The sequence below is a fragment of the Microbispora sp. CA-135349 genome (assembly GCF_050947365.1).
GTDB lineage: Bacteria > Actinomycetota > Actinomycetes > Streptosporangiales > Streptosporangiaceae > Microbispora.
Genome location: NZ_CP192001.1, coordinates 7,084,849 through 7,107,724 on the forward strand (window position 1 = coordinate 7,084,849; position 22,876 = coordinate 7,107,724).

Consider the following 22,876-nt stretch of genomic DNA (forward strand, 5'->3'; position numbering starts at 1 on the left):
GGTGAGCCTGAAGGACAAGGTCGTCGTGGTGACCGGCGCGAGCGGCGGGGTGGGCCGCGCGGTGGTCCGGCAGCTCGGCGCGGAGGGCGCCAAGGTCGCGCTCATCGCACGTGGGGAGGCGGGCCTCGCAGGCGCCGCCGTGGACGTCGGGGCCGAGGGCGGGACCGCGAAGGTCTTCGCCGCGGACGTCTCCGACTACGACCAGGTCCGCCAGGCCGCCCAGCGGGCCGAGGCCGAGCTCGGCCCGATCGACGTGTGGATCAACATAGCGTTCACGACGGTCTTCGCGCCGTTCCTGGACATCACTCCCGAGGAGTACGAGCGCGAGACCAAGGTGACCTACCTCGGCTACGTCTGGGGCACCCGGGTGGCCCTGGAGCTGATGAAGCCGCGCGACAAGGGCGTCATCGTGCAGGCGGGCTCGGCCCTGGCCTATCGGTCGATACCCCTGCAGTCGGCGTACTGCGGCGCCAAGCACGCGATCGTCGGGTTCACCGAGTCGGTGCGGACGGAGCTGCTCGCCGAGGACTCGGGCGTGAAGATCACGGTGGTGCAGCTCCCGGCGCTCAACACCCCGCAGTTCGACTGGGGGCTGAACCGGATGCGGCGGCACGCGCAGCCGGTGCCGCCGATCTACCAGCCGGAGGTGGCCGCCGACGCGCTCGTCTACGCCGCCGAGCACCCGGAGCGCAAGGAATACTGGGTCGGCGGGATGACCGCGGCCACGATCATCGGCCAGCGGGCGGTGCCCGCCCTGCTCGACCGCTACCTCGCGAGAACCGGGGTGAAGTCGCAGCTCACCGGGGAAAAGGCGCCGACCGGGGTGTCCAACCTGTGGGAGCCCGCGGACGAGGACAAGGACTACGGCGCGCACGGCGGCTTCGACCGGCGGTCGCACGGCCGCAGCGTGCAGTTGTGGATGTCGCAGCACCGCCGCCTGGTCACCGCCGCGGGTCTCGGGCTCGCCGCCGTCGCTGGTCTGGGCCTGCGCCGCCGCTGACGAATTCAAACCCCTATATATCGGGGTACGCACCTTTTGTGGCGATACGAGGGGGCGTACCGGGGTAGTCGATGGCGATGGACGAGCTTGACTACCGCTTCCTGTGCGAACTCGCGGCCCAGCTCCGGGCGGACTCGGTGCGGGCCGCCGCGGCCGCCGGCTCGGGACATCCCACGTCCTCGATGTCGGCGGCCGAGCTGATGGCCGTACTGCTCGCGCGTCACCTGCGCGTCGACGTCGCGGATCCGGCCAACCCGGCCAACGACCACCTCGTCTTCTCGAAGGGTCACGCCTCCCCCCTCCTGTACGCGATGCTCAAGGCGGCCGGGGTCGTCACCGACGAGGAGCTGCTGACCTTCCGCAGGCGCGGCAGCCGCCTGGAGGGTCACCCCACCCCACAGGTGCCGTTCGTCGACGTGGCCACGGGATCCCTGGGCTTCGGCCTGCCCGTGGGGGTGGGGCTGGCGCTGACCGCGCGCAGGCTGGACCGCCTGCCCTACCACGTCTGGGTGTTGTGCGGCGACAGCGAGCTCGCCGAGGGATCGATGTGGGAGGCGTTCGAGCACGCCGGGCACGAGGGGCTGAACAACCTCACGGCGATCGTCGACGTCAACCGGCTCGGCCAGCGCGGCCCGACCCGGCACGGCTGGGACCTCGGCGCGTACGCCGCCAGGCTCGGCGCCTTCGGCTGGCACACCATCGAGATCGACGGCCATGACCCCGGCCAGATCGACTACGCGCTCGCCGACGCCCGGGCCACCCGGCGCCGCCCGACGGCGATCATCGCCAGGACCTGCAAGGGCCGCGGCGTGTCGGCCGTGGAGAACCGCGAGGGCAAACACGGCAAGCCGCTGGAGGACGCCGACCAGGCGCTCGGCGAGCTCGGCGGACCCCGCACGCTCACCGTCGAGATCACCCCGCCCGACGCCCCCGCCACGCCCTACCGGTACGCCGGCGGCCCGCTCGACCTGCCGCGATACGGGGTGGGCGAGCGTGTGGCCACCCGGACCGCCTTCGGCGAGGCGCTGGCCGCGCTCGGCACGGCGCGCGGCGACGTCGTCGCGCTCGACGGCGAGGTGGCCGACTCGACCAAGCTGGAGACGTTCGCCAAGGCGCACCCGGAGCGGTTCTTCGAGTGCTACATCGCCGAGCAGCAGATGGTCGCCGCCGCGATCGGCATGGCCGCCCGCGGCTGGACCCCGTACGCCGCGACGTTCGCCGCCTTCCTCACCCGGGCGTACGACTTCGTCCGGATGGCGGCGGTGAGCCGGGCCGGGATCTGCCTGGTGGGGTCGCACGGCGGGGTGTCGATCGGCGAGGACGGGCCCTCCCAGATGGGCCTGGAGGACCTCGCGGCGTTCCGCGCGGTGCACGGCAGCACGGTGCTGTATCCCTGCGACGCGAACCAGACGGCGCGGCTGGTCGCGGACATGGCCGACCTGGAGGGCGTGCGCTACCTGCGGACGACGCGGGGCGAGACACCGGTGATCTACGGCCCGGACGAGGAGTTCCCCGTGGGCGGCTGCAAGATCCTGCGCACCGGCGGTCAGGCGACCGTGGTCGCCGCGGGCGTCACCGTGCACGAGGCCCTGGCCGCCGCCGACCTGCTCGCCGAGGACGGCGTCTCCGTCACCGTGGTCGACGCCTACTCGATCAAGCCGCTCGACTCGCCCGAACTGGTCGCGATGGCCGAGGCGACGGGGAAGGTGGTCACGGTGGAGGACCACTGGCCGGAGGGCGGGCTGGGCGACGCGGTGCTCTCGGCGCTGGCGGGGACGCCGGTGCAGGTGCGCAAGCTGGGCGTCGCGGGCATGCCCGGCAGCGCGACCTCACAAGAGCAGCTGGAGGACGCCGGCGTCGACAGGGGCGCGATCCGCGACGCCGTCCTGTCCCTGATTCGCTGAGACGGTCTACCGGCCGGCGGCGAGGGCGCGGGCCGTCGGCGTTCCGGCGTCCGCCGGATAGTCCGCGACGTGCCCCTCGAAGACGACCCTCCCGCCGTGCCTGCCGGGGCCGGGCCCGAGATCGATCAGCCAGTCGGCCTGCCGGATGACGTCCAGGTTGTGCTCGACGACCACGACCGTGTGACCCCGGTCGACGAGCGCGTCCAGGACGTGGAGCAGCCCGTCGATGTCGCTCATGTGCAGGCCCGTGGTGGGTTCGTCGAGCACGTACGTGGAGGGGTGCTCGGCGTCGCGCAACTCCTTGGCGATTTTGAGCCGCTGGCACTCCCCTCCGGACAGTGTGGTGAGCGACTGGCCCAGCCGGAGATAGCCGAGACCGGCCTGCGACAGGTGCCGCAGCGCCCGGTCGACGGCCTTGTCGGGCAGCCGGTGCCTGGCCTCGTCGACGGACAGGGCGTCGACGTCGGCGATGGACAGGCCGTCGACGGTGTAGGCGAGCACCTCGGGGGTGAAGCGCCGCCCCTCGCATGCCTCGCAGACGACCTCCTGGCCGTCCATGAAGGCCAGATCGGTGTAGATGATCCCGAGCCCGTCGCACGCGGGGCAGGCGCCTTCGGAGTTCGCGCTGAACAACGCGGCGGGCACGCCGCTCCGCCGGGCGAACAGCCTCCGGATGGCCGGCGCGATGCCGGTGTAGGTGATCGGTGTGGACCGGCGGTTGACGCCGACCGGCCTCTGGTCGATCACGACGGCGCCGTGCTGCTCGACGAGTTCGGCGGCCAGGCTGGACTTGCCCGAGCCGGCGACGCCCGTGAGGACCGTCATCACGCCGGCGGGGACGTCCACGGTGACGCGCCGCAGGTTGTTGCGCGTCGCCTCGGTCACGGTGATCGCCGCCCCTGCCCTGAACGGGGCCGTACGCGGGGTCGTCTTGAGCGGCGCGGGCCGGGAGAGCGCGCGTCCTGTGGGGGTGCCGGCCCGCCGGAGCTCGGAGAACGTGCCCTGGAAGACGAGCCGGCCTCCGTCCGCCCCCGCCCCGGGACCGATCTCGACGATCTCGTCGGCGACCGCCATGACCGCGGGGTCGTGCTCGACGACGAGGACGGTGTTGCCCCTGTCGCGCAGCCGCTCCAGCAGTCTCGTCATAGATTCCACATCGGTGGGGTGCAGCCCGGCCGTGGGCTCGTCGAACACGTAGAGCATCTCGGTGAGGCTCGACCCGAGATGCTTCACGATCTTGATGCGCTGCGACTCGCCGCCCGACAGCGTCGTGGTCGCGCGGGCCAGGCTGAGGTAGCCCAGTCCGATGGTCACCATGGCGTCCAGCCGCGCGGTCAGCGCGGCGACGACGGGAGCGACGCTCGGCGTGTCGATACGGCGGACGAGTCCGGCGAGCTCGGCGACCTCCAGCCGGGACAGCGCGCCGATGGTGTGCCCGAGCACGGTGGCGGCGCGCGACGCCTCGTTGAGCCGGTCTCCCCCGCAGTCCGGGCAGATCTGCGACCGGGTGAACCGGCGGATCGTCTCCTGCTTGCGCTCGGACAGGTTGTCGGAGGTGTTGAGGTAGATGCGCTCGAACCGCTCGACGACTCCCTCGTAGTCCTTCGGCAGCCGGCGCCCCAGCCGCCGCTCCAGCCGGGCGGCCGCCTCGCCGCCGTGCAGCAGGGCGTTCCGCTCGTCGTCGCTCCAGTCCCGCAGCGGTGTCTCCGGGCTGAACACGCCGATGCCGGCGTACTGGGAGTACCAGTAGTTGCCCTCGCCGAACCCCGGAAGCCGGATCGCGCCCTCCCGCAGCGATCTGTCCGGGTCGAGGATGCGGTCCACGGCCGTGACGACGACGTCGCCGAGGCCCGAGCACGTGAGGCACATTCCGGCCGGATCGTTGAACGAGAAGTGGTTCGACTCGCCCACGTGCGGCTCGCCGAGGCGGGAGAACAGCAGCCGCAGGTAGGTCCAGGTGTCGGTGATCGTGCCGACCGTGGACCGGGCGTTGCCGCCGAGGCGCCGCTGGTCGATCACCACCACGGGCGACAGCCCGTCGATGTGCTCCACGTCGGGACGCGTCCACTTCGGCAGCCGGTTCCGCGTGAACGGCGGGAAGGTCTCGTTCAGCTGGTGACCGGCCTCCGCCGCGATCGTGTCGAAGACCAGCGACGACTTGCCGGAGCCCGAGACGCCGGCGAAGACGACGATACGGCCCCGCGGGATGTCCACGTCGAGACCGCGGAGGTTGTTCGTACGGGCCTTTCTTATGGAGATGCGTGGTGAAGCCATGCTCCCGACCGTACGAACAGTTGTGGCCGGAATCTGACCGCAATTGTGGGCATGATGGGCGGGTGGCCGACGTGACCCGACGCATGCTGGCTCTGCTGTCGCTCCTCCAGACGGGACGGCCGTTCAGCGGGGACGAGCTCGCCTCGCGCCTGGACGTCAGCCCCCGCACCGTACGCCGCGACGTGGACCGGCTCAGGGAGTACGGCTATCCCGTCGAGACCCAGCCGGGACCGGGCGGCTACTACCGGCTCGTGGCGGGCCGGACCATGCCACCGCTCGTCCTCGACGACGACGAGGCGGTCGCCGCGTTGCTCGGCCTCGCCACTCTCGCCTCCTCCGGTTCCGGCGAGGACGGGGCGCTCGACGACGCGGCCACCCGGGCGTACGGCAAGCTCGACCAGTTTCTGCCCGCGCGGCTGCGTCCGCGTGCGGCAGCGCTGCGGGCCAGTCTGGAGACCGGCCGGCACGTCGCGCCCGCGGTGAACGCGGCGCTCCTGGCCGATCTCGCCGAGGCTATCGACGACCGGGAGGTCGTGCGGTTCGACTACAGCGACAGGCACGGCGAGCGGAGCCGTCGGCGGGTGGAGCCGCACCGGCAGGTCCACCTGCTTCAGCGCTGGTATCTCCTGGGCTGGGACCTGGGCAGGGACGACTGGCGGGTGTTCCGCCTCGACCGTGTCGGCGACCTGGTGCGCACCGGTGTCCGGCACGCTCCCCGCGCCCTGCCCGCCGACGCCGCCCTGGAGTACCTCCGTCAGGGCCTCAACACGGACCGGCGGCGCGTACGGCTCGTCGTGCGCGCACGGCCCGGCCAGGTCGCCGACGCGGTGAAGTTCGAGGACGCCGAGATACATCCGGGGCCCGGCGACGGGGAGATCCAGGTCACCGTCCGGCTCGACTCCTGGAGATGGCTCATCCCCTGCCTCGCCCACCTCGACGCCGACTTCACCGTCGTCGAGCCCGAGGACTTCCGGGCCGCCCTCGCCGCCTTCGCCCGCCGTCTGCTCGCCGCCTCCGGTGCGGCGACGACGAGACCGGCGCCGACGAGACCGGCGCCCTGAACGACGGGGACGCGTCATGCGGCGGGGACACGTCGCGCGGCGGGGACGCGTCATGCGGCCGCGGGGCCGTAGGCGCCGCCGACCGCTCTTCCTCGAGCGGCCGACGGCGCGTGGGAGGGGTCAGCGGGCCTTGGCGGTCGCCTTGCGGTTGGCCTTCTTGATCGCGTCCACGAGCTCGTCCTTGGTCATCTTCGACCGGCCCGGGATGCCGAGGCGGCTGGCGACGTCGTAAAGGTGCTGCTTGGAGGCGTTCGCGTCGACACCCTCGGCCGTCTTGCCCTGCTTCGGCGTGCCCTTCTTCGCCTGCTCGTCCGACGGTCCGCGCCCTTCCTTCTTCTCCCAGTGGTCGCCCACCTTCTCGAAGGAGTGCTTGAGCGCGGCGAACGCCGTACGGTGGGCGCGCTGGCCCTCGCCGTACGTGCCGACGGCGGAGTCGTGCGCCTTGATCCACGTCTCCTGGGCCTCCTTGGGCGAGCGCTCCAGGGTCGAGGGCAGTTCCTTACGTCCTGGCATTGTCCATGCCTCCCTTCAGACCGTCGGAAGTCCGTTGGAGGGGGTCAGATGGTGGGGTCGTCGTAGCGCCGCTCCTCGTACACGTGGCGGCGGGTGGCGGTCGCGTCCACGGGGGCGGCGGCGGTGACGGTGGTCCTGCGGCGGACCGTCGTCAGGCGCCAGATGCCGAAGAGCAGCCCGGCCAGGCCGCCCACCATGAGGATCACCCCGATCACCTGGATGTCGAGGCCCGCGATGTCGAAGTCGACCGCCCAGGTGAGGATGGCCCCCAGCATGATGAGGATGATGCTTCCGGCGATGGTCATGGCGTTTCCTCCTTCGCCTTCTGCTCTATCCCTGTCACGGATTCCAAACGTCGCATGCGGGTGCCCGCGTAGGGCACCATGCGAATCATGACCGATACCCCCATTGTGGTGATGGGCCTCATGGGCGCCGGGAAAAGCACCGTCGCCCGGCTGCTCGCCGACGCGCTCGGCCGTCCCATGCGCGACAGCGACGCCGACCTGGAGGCGAAGTACGGCACCACCGCCGCCGCGATGGCCGCCGACGTGGGCGCCGACGAGTTGCACGCACGCGAGGCGCTGGTGCTGCGGGACGCACTTGCGGCCCGGCCCTCCCCGGTCATCGCGGCCGCGGCCAGCACCGTGGAGGACCCCGAGACGCGCCGCGCGCTGGCCCCCGCCTTCGTGGTGTTTCTCGACGGCCCGCCCGAAGTGCTCGCCGAACGCATGAAGTCGAGTCCTCATCGCCCGCATTTCAAGCCCGACCTCATACGGATGCTGACCGAGCAGCGCGACCTGCGGCTGCCGGGGTTCCGCGAGGTGGCGGACCTCGTCGCCGACCCCTCCACACAATGGCCCGAGGAGATCGCGGCCACCGTGCTCGCCCGCCTCGACGGTGCGCAGACCCGCGGGAACGGCTGAACGGACGACCGCCCCGCGTCGCCGGCGGGGACGGGCGCGGTCCTGTCCCCCGGGCGCGGTCAGCCGACGGCGATACGGGACTGGTGCGGGACGACGGGCAACAGCGACGGGCTGCCCGCACCGGCGAGGAACCAGACGGTCTTGCCGCTCGGACCCGAACTGGCCACTCCCCAGTCGTCGGCGAGTTCGTCCACGATGAGCAGCCCCCGGCCGCCGATGGAGTCGACATCCGCGTCACGCTGCTGCGGCACGCCCTCCCCCTGGTCGAAGACCTCGCCGTACACCCAGGTGCCGTTGCTGCCGAGCCGGAGGGTGAAGACGTTGCCGCCGTGCCGTACGACGTTGGAGGCGAGTTCGCTCACGATGAGGGAGCAGTCGTCGACGAGCTCGTCCAGGCCCCACCGGCACAGTTCACGGCGAACGAGGGCGCGCGCCTCCGCCACACTCGCGCCGACGGCGGGCAGGAGGCATTCGGTGGTCCATACGGGGGCCGGGTTGACCGGCGCCGTACCGAAGGGGAGAGTCACGCGCGCCTCCTTAGGCTCATGGGAGCGCTCCCACGGCTCAAGATACGGCACGCAACGCAGTCATGTGAATTCAAAGAAACAAGATTGTTTCCGGTCAATGCCCGATTTGTGATGGGCCGACAGAGGATATCGCCGGAAGGCTCGTCTCCCGCGCCTCGTGTGCGCACGTCAACGACGCCGCACTTGGCACCACCGGCCGCGGGTCCCCGGTGCCGCCACGCCTTCGCCCGGTCAACGCTGTCGTGAAAATAACTGAAATCAGCCCATCCCAGCGCTTCAATGCGGCAGACCGAATCGTCCCCTATCTCCCTCATGACCCGCAACGACCCGTTCGCGGTTGCTTCCCGCGCGCCCGTCCGTGTCGCTTTCACGCCCTCCGCAGCGCGGTGATCCCCCACCGGTGGGTGACCCGCTCTCCCGGAGCCAGGCGCACCAGGCACTCGCCGGTCGCGAAGGCGTTCGGCGGACAGCTCATCGGCTCCACCGCGACGCCGGCCCGCCGGTACGGCTCGGTCAGCGTGTCTCCGGTGAAGATCTGGAGCCATTCGACACCGGGCGCGGCCCACAGCTCCACGCCCCGGGAGCCGTCGGCCGTCATGAGCCGGGCCCGCACCAGCCCGTCGTCGTCGCGCCGCAGGGCCGTACAGGGAGTGTCGAGCACCGTGCCGCCGATGCGGCGCCCCTCGCGGAAGTCGTACTCCGTGCCCTCGACCGGGCGGCGGCCGACCGGGATCTTCTGCTCGTCCACCGGAGCCCACTCGGCCGCGGGGACCTCCAGCACGGCGTCGTCCACCGTCTCCTCGCCGAGGGTGAGGTAGGGGTGCGCACCCATGCCGTACGGCGCGACGCCGTCTCCCACGTTCACGGCCGACACCTCGACCTCCAGGCCCGCCTCGCCCAGGGCGTAGAACACCGTCAAATCGAGCACGTGGGGGTAGCCCAGTTGGGGGAACAACCGCAGCCCGAGCCGGACCGAGGCGGGATCCCGGTCCAGCACCGTCCAGGGCATCAGGCGCGCGAAGCCGTGCGCGGCGTTGCCGGTCCTGGGCTCGCTGATCGCGAGCTGCCTGGTCTCGCCGCCGAAGTCATACCTGCCGTCGCGCACCCGGTTCGGCCAGGGCAACAGCAACTGCCCGGCGCCGCCCACGGGCTGCGCGTCGGCGGGGTACGACATGACCAGCGGCCGTTCACGGTACGTCAGGGCGCGCAGGCCCCCGCCCACCTCGGTGACGGTCGCCACGTATCCGTGCGCGGCGATGGTGCGCTGCGTGCCGGTCGGGTGAACGGGTTCGGCAACCGCTGGTTCTGTCATGAGAGGGATTTTCCCATCCGTCCCACGGCATGGCGGGCCGGGCCCACGTCCTGGGTGTCAGGAGAGCGCCTGGCCCGTCAGGCCCTCCTGCGCGGTGAGCAGCGCGCGCAGTTCCTCCGCGCTCTCGCCGCATGCGGTCATGATCAGTCCCCGGTCCATCTCGATCCGGGACAGCGACCTGATCAGCCGGGTCGCGTACCAGCGGCCGGCGTCGCTTCTCCAGATCGACCAGCGACCGGCGTACTCGCTGCTCAGTTGTCTCCAGGCAGCGTCCTCGGCTGAGAACCGCACTCGTCACCACCTCCAGGCTCTGTGCCGGGAGACAACGATGTGCTCGTCCGGACACGATTGGTAGTGAGAAGCGGTCTCCCCTCTCCGGTGGCACGGCCACCGCCGCGCCGATGAAGATCTTCCATTGGCTGCGGTGACTTCACCACGACTTGATCCCCGTTCCTCCCGTACCACCCGTCTCATGCCGGGCCGCGGAACGACGCTGGTGTTCGCGGGGGGGCGGCATGGCCGCATACCGGGCGGCGGGCGCGGCAAACGTCCCGTCTTCGGTCACACCGGACATGGTTTTACTACCTTGCCGGACTGGAAGTCAGGGGAGAGATTCGTAAGGGCCCGACATCGAGCGAAGGGAAATTCACCATGCCCGGACTGCCACGGCTGCCGTTCGACCGGCCGGACGCCCTGGGGCTATCCCCCGGCTTCGGCGAACTGCGGGCCAGGGCGCCGATCACCAAGGTCACGACCGCGATGGGCGACGAAGCGTGGCTGGTCACGGGCTACGAGGAGATACGGCAGGTGTTCACCGACGACAGGTTCGGCCGCTCTCATCCCGCCCCCGAGACCGCGGCCCGCCTGTCGAACAACGCCCTGCTCGGCGGCCCGACCGGCCAGTACGCCACAGAGCGGTCCGTCCACAAGGAGATGAGACGTCTGCTCGCTCCCGCGTTCTCGGCCCGGCGCATGCGGAACCTGTCGGACCGGATCGGCTCGCTGGTCGGGAACCTGCTCGACGGGCTCGCCGAGCAGGGCCCGCCCGCGGACCTGCACGCCGGCCTGTCGCTCCCGCTGCCGATCCAGGTGATCTGCGAGCTCCTCGGCGTGCCGTACGAGGACAGGGGCAGGTTCCGCGCGATGGCCGAGGCGATGACCGACCTCAGCGACCCCGAGCGGTCCGCCGCGGCTCAAATGGAGATCAACACCTACACCTACGAGATCGTGAAGGCCAAGCGGGACGACCCGGGCGAGGACGTCTACTCCGACCTGGCGAACGCCTCACTGCCCGAGGACGACGTCGCCAGGATCGCGGGCGGCCTGCTGTTCGCCGGCCACGAGACGACGGTCAACCAGATCGACTACGGCGTGCTGCTGTTCCTGCGCAACCCCGCCCAGCGCGACGCCCTGCTGAGCGACCCCTCTCTCCTGGACGGCGCGGTCGAGGAGATCATGCGGGTCGCCTCGCCGAGCGAACACGGGCTGGTGCGCTACGCGCACGAGGACGTCGAGGTCGCCGGGGTGCCGATCCGCGCGGGCGACCTGCTCATGCTGTCCACCTCGGCGGCCAACAGGGACGAGCGCGTCTATACCGACCCCGAAAGGTTCGACATCCGGCGGCGCGATCCCCAACCGCACGTCGGGTTCGGTCACGGGCCGCACCACTGTCTCGGGGCGTCCCTGGCACGGGTCGAGCTGCGCGCGGTCTTCGGCTCTCTCTTCACCCGCTTCCCCACGCTGGCGCTCGCGATGCCGTACGAGGAGCTGAGGACGCACACCGACAGGCTGGCAGGAGGGTTCGACGCGCTGCCCGTCACCTGGTGACCGGAGGCCGGGAGGTGCACGCGGCGCGCCTCCCGGGCAGGTCGAAGTGAATGCGGATGCTCGTTCCCCGCTCGTGCCGGTGAATCCGCACCAGGTCCGCCAGCTCGTGCACGACGAGCAGGCCGCGCCCGTGGGCGGCGTGATCGGGCGGCGGCACCCGCCCGGCCAGCGGATCGAGCCGGCCGCCGTCGTCGACCTGGCACACCAGCGTGCCGCGCTCGGCCCACAGCGCCAGCGTGCCGGGCCCGTCGGTGTGCTCGCCCGTGTTGGTGGCCAGCTCGTTGACCGCGATGACCATGTCGGCGAGGCGGCGTGGTTCGAGCCCGGCGGCCTCGGCTCCGGCTGAGGCGAACGCGCGCAACTCGGGAAGCGCTCGAAGCCCGGTGAACCGGAAGACGGCCGCGTGCGCCGGAGGCGCGGGCAACGGCAGATCGCAGGCGGCGGCGGTCGCGAGCGGGTCGGCGTAGGCGGGGCTCGGAAAGGTGCCGTTCCGGTCCCGCACGACCGGATGCGTGCGATGCGCGTCGCGGATCGCCTTCGCCCCGAGCCCCACCGTGTCGTACGGGCAGAGGATGGCGGCCTCACTGTCGGCGAAGACGACGTTGACCAGGGCCTCGTCCTGCACGCAGGCGGGGTGTTCGAGGCCGCTGCGGCCGTTCCACATCGACTCGCCGATGATCCACACGCGCCGGCCCGGGTGCGCCCGTTGGAAGGCGAGCAGGACCGAGGGGATGATCCGGCCGGGATTGCGGCCGACGACGCTCATGTCCCGGAAGGTCACCCTCTCGGCGTCGTGCCCGAGGTCCGCCCGCACCAGCTCGCCGCCACCCCCGGGAACCGCGACGAGCGCGGGCTCCCCCGCCTTGAGTGCCTGCCGGAGGAAAGCGACGCATCCGGTGACGTACTCGTCCTCGCTTCCGTAGAGCAGGCCGATGTGCTCGAGACCGGTCATGTCTCCGCCTCGCGGCCCGGCCCGCGCGCGCCGGTCGTCCACTGCCTCTCACCGTGGGGAGCCTGTACGGGCGCCCGTAAGGGAGCCTGCCCGGGGCCCTGTCCGCCCACGGTCGAATCGTCGGCGGTTTCCGCATCGGCTGTTGCGGTATCGGCGGTATCGGCGGTTTCGGCATCGGCGAGCCGCCGGTACGCGCGGTTACGCAGTCGCAGCACCACCGTCGCCAGCAGCGCCGCGACCAGCGAGCCGGCCAGGACCGCCAGCTTGACCTGGGCGTCGCGGGCCGTGCCCAGACCGAACGCCAGCTCGCCGATGAGCAGGGACACCGTGAACCCGATGCCGGACAGGATCGCCAGCCCGCCGATGTCCACCCACGCCAGTCCCTCGTCGATGTCGGCACGGGTGAAGCGAGCGGTCAGCCAGGTGGCCGCCATGATCCCCAGCGGCTTGCCCACGACGAGCCCGACGATGACGCCGAGCGACACCGGATCGGCGAGCAGGTTCGTCACGCCCCCCAGCCCGCCGAACGGCACACCCGCGGACAGGAACGCGAACAGCGGCACGGCGACCCCGGCCGAAATCGGGCGGAACCGGTGCTCGAAGTGCTCGGCGAGCCCCGGCCCCGCCTCCGGACCACCCGCCTTCTCGCTCCGCAGGACGGGTACGGCGAAGCCGAGCAGCACCCCGGCCACGGTGGCGTGCACACCCGAGGCGTGGACCAGCCCCCAGGCCACGACGGCCAGGGGGAGCAGCAGCCACCACGAGCGCACCCGCCGCCGCACCAGCGCAGTGAAGACGCCGAGCGGCACCAGTGCCGCCAGCAACGGCAGCACCGACAGATGCGACGTGTAGAACACCGCGATGATCACGATGGCCAGCAGGTCGTCCACGACGGCCAGGGTGAGCAGGAACGTACGCAGCGCGGGGGGCAGCCGCCGCCCCACCACGGCGAGCACCGCGAGCGCGAACGCGATGTCGGTGGCCGTCGGGGTCGCCCATCCCCGCACCGCACCGTCCATCAGCACGTTGACCAGCAGGTAGAGAAGCGCCGGTACGATCACGCCGCCGACGGCCGCCGCGATCGGAACGACGGCCCGCCGGGGGTCGCGTAGGTCCCCCGCCACGAACTCGCGCTTCAGTTCCAGGCCGGCGACGAAGAAGAAGATCGCCAGTAACCCGTCCGAGGCCCATTTGGCGAGGCTGAGGTCCAGGTGCCACCCAGCCGGCCCGACCGTCACCGAGCGCAGCCCCGCGTACGCCTCCGACCAGGGGGAATTCGCCCAGATGAGGGCCGCGACGGCGGCGATCAGGAGCAGGGCGCCGCCGATCGTCTCCTTGCGGAGGATGTCGGCGACGCGGCGGGCCTCGGCCCGGGATCCGGGACCGAGGAGGGACAGTCGCTGGGAAGGGGCCATGGGCGCTCCGTTTCCGGGCTCGGTTCGACGACCGCCGACCAGACTTCCCGGCACCCCGACCCCATCTTATGGGCATTCGCCCAGATCCTTGCCCACTGCACCTTTCGTCCCCCCGGGCCTTGAAGGAGCCCACTTGAGTGTGCTGCGAGCCGTCAACAGGGTGGCAGGACCCGGGAGGCCGCGGAGACGGTCATTCGACGACGAAAGCCCAGGCCGACTATGCCGACCTGGGCTTTCGTACTTCTGTGCGCCGCCAGGGACTCGAACCCCGGACCCGCTGATTAAGAGTCAGCTGCTCTAACCAACTGAGCTAGCGGCGCCTGCGATGTCCGTAACCTTAGCAGTCTCCCGAAGGTCGCGCACATCGCTCATGCATCGAGATCTCGGGGGTCAGCCCCGCCAGGCGCCGCTGGAGAAAGGCACGGGCTCGCCGCGCAGGCCCGGTCCGTCGCCCCACTTGGTGACGACGTACTGAATCGGGATGTGGCCGAGGTCCCCGGTGACGGTCAGCGTGTTCTCGTTCCAGGTGGTGCCGGTGAGTTCGGCGAAGGTCTTGCCGTCGATGTCGAGCATGACGCCGTTGTTCGACGGGATGCCCGGGCCGCGGTCGCCGATGAAGAACTTGGCCTTCTTGCCCTTGTAGAAGACGTAGCCCTCGGTGCCCAGCGGCCAGCTCGGGCTGGCGAAAAGGCCCTTCTGCATGGGCTTGCCGATCGCGGGCAGGCCCGTGTCGCCCTGGCGGCCGGAGGAGTCGTCCCAGAAGTACGAGCCGGTGGTGCTGCCCTGGAGCAGGGCCTCCTCGTGCGCCGGCATGGCGAGGGAAAGGTCCTGCGTCGGGACCGTGGAGGAAACGTTGGCGGCCTCGTTGACCGGCTGCTCGACAGGCGCGGGCGCGGCGGCCACGAGGGAAGTGGTGAGGGCCGCCACCCCGGCCAACGTGGCCACGGCGGTGAGGCGTCGATTGCCACGCAGGTCAAACAGAGTCTTCATGAGGGCTGGGGATCTTTCGTGAGACGACAGTGGATGGCCATGCGTCATCTAGGGACCTGCGTACGGCAGACCGCGAAGACGGGCCACGTGTCCGGGCGCGGAAAAGTCGTTCACCCGGAGGCGTGTGCGCTGAAGCTATGGCGATCGGCCGGAAGGCCGTCGTGAGTCAGACGTGTGATCCGAAAAGCCTTGGTTCAGAGGTCGATGTGGGGTCACCCACGGTGATCTCCTCTCCAAGTCCAATCCAGCCACCGGTTGGCGGCAAACAGGACACTACAGGACGAGTCAGGATGGAGCAAAGTAAAAGCCGCACAGACCCCAGAAGATCTACCAGTGGGACTGTTTACCCCAAAGCGGACCGGGCTTCGCCCCTCTGCCCGAGGCGCTGTTGACGGTGCGTGACTGAGACTCTGTCGCGCGCAGGGCAAAGACCGGAGGCCGTACGGCAAGAGACCGCAAAGGAAATCACCGGTGACGGCGCGACAAAGCAACTCGCCGTAAAAGCGGAGCCGCAGAGCCAGAGGAAGATCACCGGTTTACGAAGGCAAAGGTCCTTTTCAGGGAAGCGCGGACGGCAGTCGCCCGTGACGATCACAGGCGTCGCCGGACGGACCATGGCCAGGTCAGGAGGCGCGCGAAGGGCCGGGCGGCACCGGGTGGCCCGGCACCAGGGGGTCCGTTTCCACACATGGCCGGAACAACGCGGGTCTGGACTAATCGATATACACCAAGTTAGATGATCAGTGAATCGTGATCGCGTCCTGAGCGGAGGCTAAGTGTCTGTCGAGTCGCTCGTCACGCGTATCACGGATCAGCTGGTGCGGTTAAGCCAGGTCACGCACGCCGATGTCGCCACAGCCGTCGAATTGGTAACCGATCTGTTGGGTTCCGCGGGGCAGCGGCCCCTCGCGGCCGGACCCGCGTGGGATTCCGACGTCTCGGACGACCACACCCCGGTGGAGTTCTCCTTGGCGTTCGATCCGGCCGGACCACCCGTGCTGCGAATTCTCGGCGAGGCCGCGGTCACCGATCCGGCGTCCCCGGCCGATCTCACGCCTGCCCTCGCGTTCCTCCGTCGCCAGGCTGCCCGGCATGCGGTGAGCATGTCGCGCCTCGAACGGGTCCGAGATCTGTTCACCACTGACCGGCCGCAGGGGACCTTCGGCATGTGGCACTCGCTGATCCTGCGTACGACGCCCGAGTTCAAGGTGTACCTGAACCCCGAGATTCACGGGGTGGCCCGGTCCGTCCCACTGGTCCAGGAGGGGCTCGGCCGGCTCGGCGCCGGTGCGGCCTACCGGGCGGTGTGTGAGCAGGCGCTGCGGCCGGGCGAGATCGGCCGGGGCGACCGCCTGACCTTCTTCGCCCTGGATCTGCGGGACACCGACACGGCCAGGATCAAGCTCTACGTGTCACAGCACGACGCAGAGCCGGCCGACCTGGCACGGGCGGCGGCGGTGGTGCCAGGCGCAGATCCCGCTGAGGTGGTCGCCTTCTGTGAGTCGGCCGCCGGTTTCGCCGGTCCCTACGACAGGCGTCCCATCATCAGCAGCTACACCTTCGTGGCACAGGCGGCACGGCCGGTCGGATACAGCGTTTACGTACCGATCCGCAGCTACGTCGCCGACGATCGGCAGGCGTACGACCGCGTCCATACGCTGCTCGGCCGGTACGGCTTCGACACGGACAGGCTGGAGGCGGCTGTCGCCGCGGTCACAAGCCGCCCGCTCGAGGATGGCGTCGGCCTGGTCGCGCACGTGTCGCTGCGGATCGGGCCGCCCAGTCCCGGCGTGTCGATCTATCTGTCGTCCGAGGCGTACGGCGTGGGCGTCGCGCGACGCAGAATCCCTGCTCATTGAGGTAGCACCGGGGATGCCGGCGCCGATCACCGTGGTGTGAAAGGGAGAACCTGTCCGGTCAGGGCCGAACAGCGGTGTGGAGGCGGCGGCATGCGATCTCGATCGCCACATCGGAGGCGGTTACGGCGAAGCGCACATGCCGGCGGCCTGCGTCGCCGTACATGTCGCCCGGGGTGGCCAGGATGCCGGCCTCGGCGAGCCGCTCGCACGCCGCCCAGCCGGGCAGTGCCGGGCAGCGTGCCCAAAGGAACAGACCGGCCTCGGAGTGGTCGATCGTCCATCCAGCCGCCGAGAGGGTGGCCCGCAAGAGGGCACGCCGATGGGCATACCGCTCGCGTTGCCGCTTGACGTGGGCGTCATCGTCGAGGGCTGCGATCATGGCGCGCTGCACGGGGGCGGGGGTGATCAGGCCGATCTCACGACGCCGCTGCCACATCCTGTCCATCAGTTCCGGGTCGCCCGCAGCCACACCCGCCCGGTAGCCGGCCAGGTTGCTGCGTTTTGAGAGCGAGTACACGCTCACCAGCCCCGTGTGGGACTCGCCCGCCACGGCCGGGGTCAGCAGTGAGACCGGCGCGGCATCCCAGCCGTAGTCGAGGTAACACTCGTCGGAGGCCACCACGACGTCGTGTTTCCGGGCCCATCCGACGATACGGCGCATGCTCTCGGCCGGCCATACCCTCCCCGTGGGGTTGGCTGGTGAGTTCAGCCAGATCAGCCGGATGCGGCGCCCGCTCGGCAGCACCGGATCACGGGCGGTCACGTCGTCGGAGGCGACGGTCTCGGCGCCGGCCAGGCGGGCGCCGGCCGCGTAGCTGGGATAGGCGAGCTCCGGATACGCGACGGCGTCCTCCGGTCCGAGCCCGAGCATCAGCGGGAGCAGGCCGATGAACTCCTTCGACCCGATGGTGGGCAGCACCTGGCCGGACGGCACGGACACACCGTGGCAGCGCGCGAGCCACACCGCGGCGGACTCGCGCAGTGCCGCGGTGCCGCGGGTCAGGGGGTAGCCGGGCGCGTTCGCGGCGCCTCCGAGGGCCCGCTGGATGATCATCGGGACCGGGTCGACCGGTTCCCCTTTGGTGAGGTCCACCATGCCGTCCGGATGCCGGGCGGCGACCGCGCGCAGGCAGTCCAGGCGATCCCAGAAGCTCACGTGGTCACCCGTCGGCCGCCGGCGCGCGTGTGCAGCACTCGCCGCTCGCACTCGAGGGTGGCGAGGAAGTCCGCCTCCGTCTCCGCGCGCCGGATCAGCTCCACGTCGCCGTCGGCGTGCAGCAGGAGTTCCTGCGGGCGCAAACGGTGGTTGTACGGAAAGCTCATCGAATATCCGTGCGCGCCCACGTCGTGCACGTACATCAGGTCGCCCTCCTCGGCGCGGGGCAGCCGGCGGGCGGTGGCGAGCTTGTCGTTGTTCTCGCACATGCTGCCGACGACGTCGACCACCTCTTCGGGCCGGTCGTCGGCGTCGTGCACCGAGATGTGGTGGTACGCCGTGTCATAGAGCGCCGGCCGGATCATCGCGGAGACCCCGGTGTCCACGCCGACGAAGGTCCGCCATTTCTCCATCCGATTGACCACGCGGGTCACCAGCACGCCGTGCGGTCCGGTCACGTAACGACCGGACTCCAGGAACAGACGCGGACGCGGAATACCCTCGCGCTCGGCCCAGCCGGTGAGGAGACGGTTGGCGTCGGCGGCGAACCCGCGTAGGTCGAAGGCGGGCTCGCCCGGCCGGAACGGGATCCCCAGGCCGCCGCCCACGTCGATGAAGTCGACGACTGTGCCGGTGTCCGAATGCCATCGCCCGGCCATGGTGAGCAGGAACTCGAGCGTCGCGCGAATGACGTCGGTGCTGGTGAGCCCCGACGCCACCATGGCATGCAGGCCGAACGAGCGGGCCCCGCGCGCCCGGGCCGCCCGCTCGGCGGCGAGAAGCTGGTCAGGGCGCAGGCCGAACTTCTGCCCGCTGGTCACCAGCTCCGCCTCGCCGCCGTAGGGCAGGGTGCCGGGGTTGAGCCGGAGCCCGACCCGCTCGGGTAGGTCCGGCAGCTTGCCGAACGCGGCCAGGTCGTCGATGGTGAGCAGGGCTCCGGTCGCGCGGGCGGCCGCGAACTCCGCGGCGGTCGTGTTGTTGGACGTGAAGATCAGATCGCCGGCGGTCGCACCGGCCCGGCGGGCGACGCCGAGGTCGGGCACCGAGCCGCAGTCGAAGCCCGCGCCGTGCTCCCGCAGCAGGCGCAGAATGCGTGGGTTGGACACGGCCTTGACGGCGTAGAACTCGCGGAAGTCGAGTGGAGCGAAGGCGTCCCGCAGCTGAGCCATCGTGTCGACGATGCCCTGCTCATCGTAGAGGTAGAACGGCGTGCCGAAATGCTCGGCCACGGCAGGCAGGCAGGCATCGAGGCGTTGCCGGAAGTCGTCGGAGACGGGCATGGCGGATCAGCCGCGCGCCATCAGGACGACGCGGTGGCGCGGTCCGGACAGCGGTCGCTGGTAGGTGTACCGGATGTGATCCACGTCGGTGAATCCGGCGCGTCCGCACTGTTCCTGGAGGTAGCCGGCGGAAAACCAGTGGAACCCGGGCACCCCGCGCGCCGGCTCGACCGGCAGCTCGTCGTGGCTCTCGTCGTTCGAGATGATCAAGGCGCTGCCCGGCCGCTCGGCGAGCCACCGGTGGATGACGTCGAGGATCGGCAGGCTGTGATTTTCGGTGGAGTAGAGATGCCCCAGCAGACCGTCGGCGTACACGATGAGCGGTCCCGGTGCGGACGGCGTCCAGGTCATCACATCGGCACACACGGCGGGGACGCCCTTGGCCTGCGCCAAGCTGACGGCCTGTGGCAGCACGTCCACCGCCGTGACCCCGTGCCCACGACGGACCAGCTCCGATTCGATCATCGCGTTGCCGCAGCCGACGCTGATCAGCGTGTGCTCGCCCGGCCGCCCGAGCTGGGAGTGGAGCAGGAAACCCATCCATGCCCGGTAGCCGTTGTCGTACGTTGACGGTGTGATCGAGTCCCCGACGGCCTCGCCGCGCTCCCAGACGTCGAAGACGGTGCCACCTGCGGGGTCGCGGCGGAGATAGAAATCCTCGACAGGTTTCACGTACGTCTCGGTGACGAGCGGATGCCGCATATTCTCTCCTCTGCCTGGCATTCGTAATAAGTCTGACCAGTATTGGCTGGGGCCCATGAAGTGCATGTGATGGGTCGCTCCGGCTGAGTCACGTACAGGAGTGGACTCACGTTGGCGGCTTCCGGCGGAGTGCCGGCCGGCGCCGCTTCCCGGCACCGGCGATCCTCGAAGCGATCTCTTCTGGCGTCGGAGCCTCGAAGAGGACCCGCAGAGAGATCTCGACGTCGAAGCAGGTGCGGATGCGGCTCACCAGACGCGTGGCAATCAACGAGTGCCCTCCGGACGTGAAGAAGTTGTCTGTGGCCCGAAACCCGTCAAGCCCGAGGGCCTCCGCGAAGAGTGAGCAGAGAGTTTCCACTGCGGGGCTGTGAGATGTGGGGCCATGCGGCCGGCGATCATTGGTCACCGCCAGGGCTCCCAGCTCGGACAGCCGGCTTCGGTCCAGCTTTCCGTTGTGCGTCAGAGGAAATTCCTCCAACGGAACGAACGAGGCAGGGACCATGTGCGACGGAAGCCGGGAGTTGACGAATGAGGCCAGCTCCAGACTGCTTGGAGTCTCGGCGTGACCACTGAATGGAGTGTTCGTGAGACCTTCACGGCCGACGCCACCGGCCATTGGTCGCCAATTGACACGGCCGCCTGACGCCATGCTCTTGTCCGTGAAGATCACGTCGAACATGTGGGGATGCTCGGACCAGGTCGGTACAGCGTCGATTCCTAAATCGTCACCGAGTGCGCAGAGGGCGTGCGGGCTTTCCGAGCCCGGACCAGGGCCGGAGATTCCGCTTGTGAGGCGGGAGTTCGGAATGCCGAGCACCCGGAGTGCTTCGCCCCTCAACTCACCCAGCAGCCCCCTGACCTCCGAGAGGCTGCCGACCCCCTCACCCCAGCGGTAGTCCCGGAACCTCGTCCCAGATGCCTCCCGGTCCACCGTTTCGGTGTGCAGAATCACATCGTATCGATATCGGGTCAGCTCGTTGACCGCCCTGCCACTTTTGATTCTGATATCGACGTTCGAGAAAGCGGGAATACGGTCGCCCAGTGCGGTGAAGAATGCCGGGTCGACGAGAAGCTCCTTCTCCCGCGCCAAGCTCGCCGACTTCCACAGAGCAATCCTGCCCATGTCGCCGCCGACCTTACTCCGTGCCACCGCAGTATGGAACTCGTCCAGGAGACGAAGATTGCGGACGTCCCCTACGAATATCCTTCCTCCAGGCCGCAGAGCCTGGGACGCCTGCGCGAGTACATCCTCCAGGTACGATCCAGAGGGAAAGTACTGGATGACCGAATTTATGACGATGGTGTCAAAATACGCTTGAGGGATTCCAGAAAAATCGTCCGCAGCCATGACTCTCGCGTGAACCTTGGAGCGTAACTCCGGGACACCCGCAACGTCTTCCGAGAGCTTCTCCATCGCCGCCGCCGAGAAGTCTGTCGCCCAATATTCCACACAGTGCGGAGCCAGCTTCTCCACGATGGCTCCGGATCCGGCGCCGATCTCGAGTACGCGCCGCGGCTTCAGCGAGACGATCCTCCGCACGATCTCGTCTCGCCACTCCCGCATTTCCTCGACGGGAATCCTGGAGCCGTCCGAGCTGTTCGCCCAGCCTTCGAAATCTCTACCGAAGGGAGCCATCCTCGATGTTTCGAAATGCTCCTCGTGCAACTGCCGCCACTCGTCGACGTGGTGCTGAGAACGATGTCCGCCGGACGCGTTCCGCTGGGGGACGAAGTAGGCGACGAGGCGTTTGTCGCCGGGCTGGTTCTCGTGAACCAGGACCACGGCCCGGGCGACCCCCGGATGGCCGGTCAGGACGGATTCGATCTCACCGGGCTCGACCCGGAAACCGCGGATCTTCACCTGCTCATCCGCCCGGGAAAGGAACTCGAGCTGTCCGTCGTGACGCCACCGCACGATGTCACCCGTGCGGTACATCCGCTCCCCAGTGCCGAACGGGCAGGCGACGAACCGCTCCGCGGTCAGGCGCGGATGGTTGACGTACCCGCGGGCCAGCCCTGCCCCGCTCACGTACAGCTCACCCGCGACGCCCGGTGCCACCGGACGCAGCTCCGCGTCCAGCACGAACACCCGCGTGTTCGACACCGGTGCGCCGATGGGAGGCGTCTCGCCGGCCACCAACGGGAAACTCAGTGTCGCGGCAACGGTCGACTCCGTCGGACCGTAACCGTTCAGCATCCGACAGCCCGGAGCCCAGTCGTTGACCAGAGCGACCGAGCAGACATCACCGCCTACGAGCAGAGTCCGCAGCTCGGGCAGGTCGCGCGCTGGGACGGTGGCCAGGACCGGAGCGGGGGCACTGAGGTGGGTGACCCTCTTGCTTTCCACGGCCAGAAGCAGGTCCTCTCCCAGCAGCTTGTCCGCGCCAGCCACAATCACAGTGGCGCCGCTGACCAGTCCGAAGAAGATTTCTGCGCTCCACGCGTCGAAGTTGGGCGACACATGATTCAGCAGACGGGTTTCTTCACCGAGATCGAGACAGGAGATGTGGTCTCTGATGAGGCTGCTGATCCCGGTGTGAGGGACGAGAACGGCTTTGGGCAGGCCGGTGGATCCTGAGGTGTAAATGAGGTACGCGGCGTTCTGGTGGTGCAGAGGTTGGACGCGATCGCCGTTGGTCGGGTTTGTGGCGGGTCGCTGGGCGATGGCGGGATCGGTGATCAGCAGGCGGGTGCCGGCCGGGTGTTCGAGCGTGACGGCTTCGGCGGTCAGGAGCAAGCCGGGCGCTGCGTCCCGAAGCATGAACGCGATGCGTTCCGCGGGGTATTCGGGGTCCAGGGGAAGGTAGGCGGCGCCGGCTTTCATGGTTGCGAGAACCGCGATGATCAGCTCATGCGAACGTGGGATGGCCAGGGCGACGACGTCCTCAGGGCCGATGCCCTGGCCGATCAGATGCCAGGCCAGCTGATTGGCCCGGGCGTTGAGTTGGCCGTATGTGAGGGTGTGGTCTTCGAACTCGACGGCGACCGCGTCGGGAGTGGCCTCCACCCGGGCCTCGAACAGGTCCGGCAGCGTGGCCGGCTCGACCTCGTGCCGGGTGCGGTTCCACTCCACCAGCACCTGGTGCCGTTCCCGTTCGGACAGCATCCTGGCTTCCCGCGCCGGGCTCCCGATCGGCTCGGTGGGCGAAACATGCGTCATCTGGACTGGATCTCCTGGTTC

19 protein-coding genes and 1 tRNA gene are annotated in these 22,876 nt (G+C 69.7%); 6 read left to right on the forward strand and 14 right to left on the reverse strand.

Going from position 1 to position 22,876, the window contains the following annotated elements; genetic code table 11:
• The first annotated feature begins 1 nt into the window (after position 1).
• Together ACQPZZ_RS32680 and ACQPZZ_RS32685 are read left to right on the forward strand one after the other, a co-directional pair.
• A complete protein-coding gene (locus tag ACQPZZ_RS32680; RefSeq protein WP_432925445.1) occupies positions 2–1,000 on the forward strand; it encodes an SDR family oxidoreductase in 999 nt (332 codons plus the stop codon).
• A 77-nt stretch (positions 1,001–1,077) separates the two neighbouring features.
• The gene (locus ACQPZZ_RS32685; protein WP_432925447.1) at positions 1,078–2,904 is read left to right on the forward strand and encodes a transketolase; all 1,827 of its coding nucleotides are present in this window, start codon (positions 1,078–1,080) and stop codon (positions 2,902–2,904) included.
• A gap of 6 nt (positions 2,905–2,910) precedes the next feature.
• Here the strand turns inward: ACQPZZ_RS32685 and ACQPZZ_RS32690 are convergent, their stop codons facing one another.
• Positions 2,911–5,178, reverse strand: coding sequence for an ATP-binding cassette domain-containing protein (locus tag ACQPZZ_RS32690; protein ID WP_432925449.1), 2,268 nt, complete (start codon positions 5,176–5,178; stop codon positions 2,911–2,913).
• A gap of 62 nt (positions 5,179–5,240) precedes the next feature.
• Between ACQPZZ_RS32690 and ACQPZZ_RS32695 the strand changes: the two genes are divergently transcribed.
• Positions 5,241–6,239: a helix-turn-helix transcriptional regulator gene (locus tag ACQPZZ_RS32695; protein WP_432925451.1), complete on the forward strand. Its 999-nt coding sequence runs from the start codon at positions 5,241–5,243 to the stop codon at positions 6,237–6,239.
• Positions 6,240–6,359: 120 nt separating this feature from the next.
• On the opposite strand, the gene ACQPZZ_RS32700 is transcribed toward ACQPZZ_RS32695, so the two are convergent.
• Positions 6,360–6,752, reverse strand: a complete 393-nt coding sequence (locus ACQPZZ_RS32700; RefSeq protein ID WP_432925453.1) for a ChaB family protein — start codon at positions 6,750–6,752, stop codon at positions 6,360–6,362.
• 44 nt (positions 6,753–6,796) lie between these two features.
• Positions 6,797–7,057 carry a DUF6458 family protein gene (locus ACQPZZ_RS32705; RefSeq protein WP_363646563.1) on the reverse strand — a complete coding sequence of 87 codons (261 nt, stop codon included), beginning with the start codon at positions 7,055–7,057 and terminating at the stop codon, positions 6,797–6,799.
• Positions 7,058–7,144: 87 nt separating this feature from the next.
• On the opposite strand from ACQPZZ_RS32705, the gene ACQPZZ_RS32710 reads away from it, so the two are divergent.
• Positions 7,145–7,675, forward strand: a complete 531-nt coding sequence (locus ACQPZZ_RS32710; protein WP_432925455.1) for a shikimate kinase — start codon at positions 7,145–7,147, stop codon at positions 7,673–7,675.
• Between the two features lie 59 nt (positions 7,676–7,734).
• Here ACQPZZ_RS32710 and ACQPZZ_RS32715 read toward each other — a convergent pair whose 3' ends face one another.
• The 3 genes from ACQPZZ_RS32715 to ACQPZZ_RS32725 all read right to left on the reverse strand — a co-directional run bounded on the left by ACQPZZ_RS32715 (position 7,735) and on the right by ACQPZZ_RS32725 (position 9,805).
• Positions 7,735–8,202: an ATP-binding protein gene (locus ACQPZZ_RS32715; RefSeq protein ID WP_432925456.1), complete on the reverse strand. Its 468-nt coding sequence runs from the start codon at positions 8,200–8,202 to the stop codon at positions 7,735–7,737.
• A 367-nt stretch (positions 8,203–8,569) separates the two neighbouring features.
• Positions 8,570–9,514 carry an aldose 1-epimerase family protein gene (locus tag ACQPZZ_RS32720; protein ID WP_432925458.1) on the reverse strand — a complete coding sequence of 315 codons (945 nt, stop codon included), beginning with the start codon at positions 9,512–9,514 and terminating at the stop codon, positions 8,570–8,572.
• A gap of 57 nt (positions 9,515–9,571) precedes the next feature.
• Positions 9,572–9,805, reverse strand: a complete 234-nt coding sequence (locus tag ACQPZZ_RS32725) for a hypothetical protein (protein WP_363646559.1) — start codon at positions 9,803–9,805, stop codon at positions 9,572–9,574.
• Between the two features lie 360 nt (positions 9,806–10,165).
• On the opposite strand from ACQPZZ_RS32725, the gene ACQPZZ_RS32730 reads away from it, so the two are divergent.
• Positions 10,166–11,341, forward strand: coding sequence for a cytochrome P450 (locus ACQPZZ_RS32730; protein WP_363646558.1), 1,176 nt, complete (start codon positions 10,166–10,168; stop codon positions 11,339–11,341).
• Here ACQPZZ_RS32730 and ACQPZZ_RS32735 read toward each other — a convergent pair.
• The 4 genes from ACQPZZ_RS32735 to ACQPZZ_RS32750 all read right to left on the reverse strand — a co-directional run bounded on the left by ACQPZZ_RS32735 (position 11,331) and on the right by ACQPZZ_RS32750 (position 14,698).
• Positions 11,331–12,293, reverse strand: coding sequence for an anti-sigma factor RsbA family regulatory protein (locus ACQPZZ_RS32735; protein WP_432925460.1), 963 nt, complete (start codon positions 12,291–12,293; stop codon positions 11,331–11,333). The two genes, ACQPZZ_RS32730 and ACQPZZ_RS32735, sit on opposite strands and share 11 nt — an antisense overlap.
• A complete protein-coding gene (gene nhaA, locus ACQPZZ_RS32740; RefSeq protein ID WP_432925462.1) occupies positions 12,290–13,708 on the reverse strand; it encodes a Na+/H+ antiporter NhaA in 1,419 nt (472 codons plus the stop codon). The genes ACQPZZ_RS32735 and nhaA overlap by 4 nt, the downstream gene beginning before the upstream one ends.
• 246 nt (positions 13,709–13,954) lie before the next feature.
• Positions 13,955–14,028: transfer RNA gene (locus tag ACQPZZ_RS32745), tRNA-Lys, on the reverse strand.
• Positions 14,029–14,098: 70 nt separating this feature from the next.
• A complete protein-coding gene (locus ACQPZZ_RS32750; protein WP_432925464.1) occupies positions 14,099–14,698 on the reverse strand; it encodes a hypothetical protein in 600 nt (199 codons plus the stop codon).
• 776 nt (positions 14,699–15,474) lie between these two features.
• Here ACQPZZ_RS32750 and ACQPZZ_RS32755 point away from each other — a divergent pair.
• Positions 15,475–16,557 carry a tryptophan dimethylallyltransferase family protein gene (locus ACQPZZ_RS32755; RefSeq protein WP_432925466.1) on the forward strand — a complete coding sequence of 361 codons (1,083 nt, stop codon included), beginning with the start codon at positions 15,475–15,477 and terminating at the stop codon, positions 16,555–16,557.
• A gap of 58 nt (positions 16,558–16,615) precedes the next feature.
• On the opposite strand, the gene dapC is transcribed toward ACQPZZ_RS32755, so the two are convergent.
• From dapC to ACQPZZ_RS32775, 4 genes are all read right to left on the reverse strand, one after another.
• Positions 16,616–17,713 (reverse strand): succinyldiaminopimelate transaminase, encoded by a 1,098-nt coding sequence (gene dapC / locus ACQPZZ_RS32760; RefSeq protein WP_432925468.1) that lies wholly within the window; start codon positions 17,711–17,713, stop codon positions 16,616–16,618.
• Complete coding sequence (locus ACQPZZ_RS32765) at positions 17,710–18,993, reverse strand: diaminopimelate decarboxylase family protein (RefSeq protein WP_432925469.1); 1,284 nt, start codon at positions 18,991–18,993, stop codon at positions 17,710–17,712. Before ACQPZZ_RS32765 ends, dapC begins: the two co-directional genes overlap by 4 nt.
• Positions 18,994–18,999: 6 nt before the next feature.
• Positions 19,000–19,695, reverse strand: a complete 696-nt coding sequence (locus ACQPZZ_RS32770; RefSeq protein WP_432925474.1) for a class I SAM-dependent methyltransferase — start codon at positions 19,693–19,695, stop codon at positions 19,000–19,002.
• Between the two features lie 106 nt (positions 19,696–19,801).
• Complete coding sequence (locus tag ACQPZZ_RS32775) at positions 19,802–22,855, reverse strand: amino acid adenylation domain-containing protein (protein ID WP_432925476.1); 3,054 nt, start codon at positions 22,853–22,855, stop codon at positions 19,802–19,804.
• Between the last annotated feature and the right edge of the window lie 21 nt (positions 22,856–22,876).

Excerpts from the sequence above, each read along its gene's own strand:
- ACQPZZ_RS32770 (WP_432925474.1), bottom strand. The coding sequence starts at position 19,695 with ATGCGGCATCCGCTCGTCACCGAGACGTACGTGAAACCTGTCGAGGAT.
- ACQPZZ_RS32765 (WP_432925469.1), bottom strand. The coding sequence starts at position 18,993 with ATGCCCGTCTCCGACGACTTCCGGCAACGCCTCGATGCCTGCCTGCCT.
- ACQPZZ_RS32775 (WP_432925476.1), bottom strand. The coding sequence starts at position 22,855 with ATGACGCATGTTTCGCCCACCGAGCCGATCGGGAGCCCGGCGCGGGAA.
- ACQPZZ_RS32710 (WP_432925455.1), top strand. The coding sequence starts at position 7,145 with ATGACCGATACCCCCATTGTGGTGATGGGCCTCATGGGCGCCGGGAAA.
- nhaA (WP_432925462.1), bottom strand. The coding sequence starts at position 13,708 with ATGGCCCCTTCCCAGCGACTGTCCCTCCTCGGTCCCGGATCCCGGGCC.
- ACQPZZ_RS32720 (WP_432925458.1), bottom strand. The coding sequence starts at position 9,514 with ATGACAGAACCAGCGGTTGCCGAACCCGTTCACCCGACCGGCACGCAG.
- ACQPZZ_RS32690 (WP_432925449.1), bottom strand. The coding sequence starts at position 5,178 with ATGGCTTCACCACGCATCTCCATAAGAAAGGCCCGTACGAACAACCTC.
- ACQPZZ_RS32685 (WP_432925447.1), top strand. The coding sequence starts at position 1,078 with ATGGACGAGCTTGACTACCGCTTCCTGTGCGAACTCGCGGCCCAGCTC.
- ACQPZZ_RS32705 (WP_363646563.1), bottom strand. The coding sequence starts at position 7,057 with ATGACCATCGCCGGAAGCATCATCCTCATCATGCTGGGGGCCATCCTC.
- ACQPZZ_RS32700 (WP_432925453.1), bottom strand. The coding sequence starts at position 6,752 with ATGCCAGGACGTAAGGAACTGCCCTCGACCCTGGAGCGCTCGCCCAAG.
- ACQPZZ_RS32735 (WP_432925460.1), bottom strand. The coding sequence starts at position 12,293 with ATGACCGGTCTCGAGCACATCGGCCTGCTCTACGGAAGCGAGGACGAG.
- ACQPZZ_RS32730 (WP_363646558.1), top strand. The coding sequence starts at position 10,166 with ATGCCCGGACTGCCACGGCTGCCGTTCGACCGGCCGGACGCCCTGGGG.
- ACQPZZ_RS32750 (WP_432925464.1), bottom strand. The coding sequence starts at position 14,698 with ATGAAGACTCTGTTTGACCTGCGTGGCAATCGACGCCTCACCGCCGTG.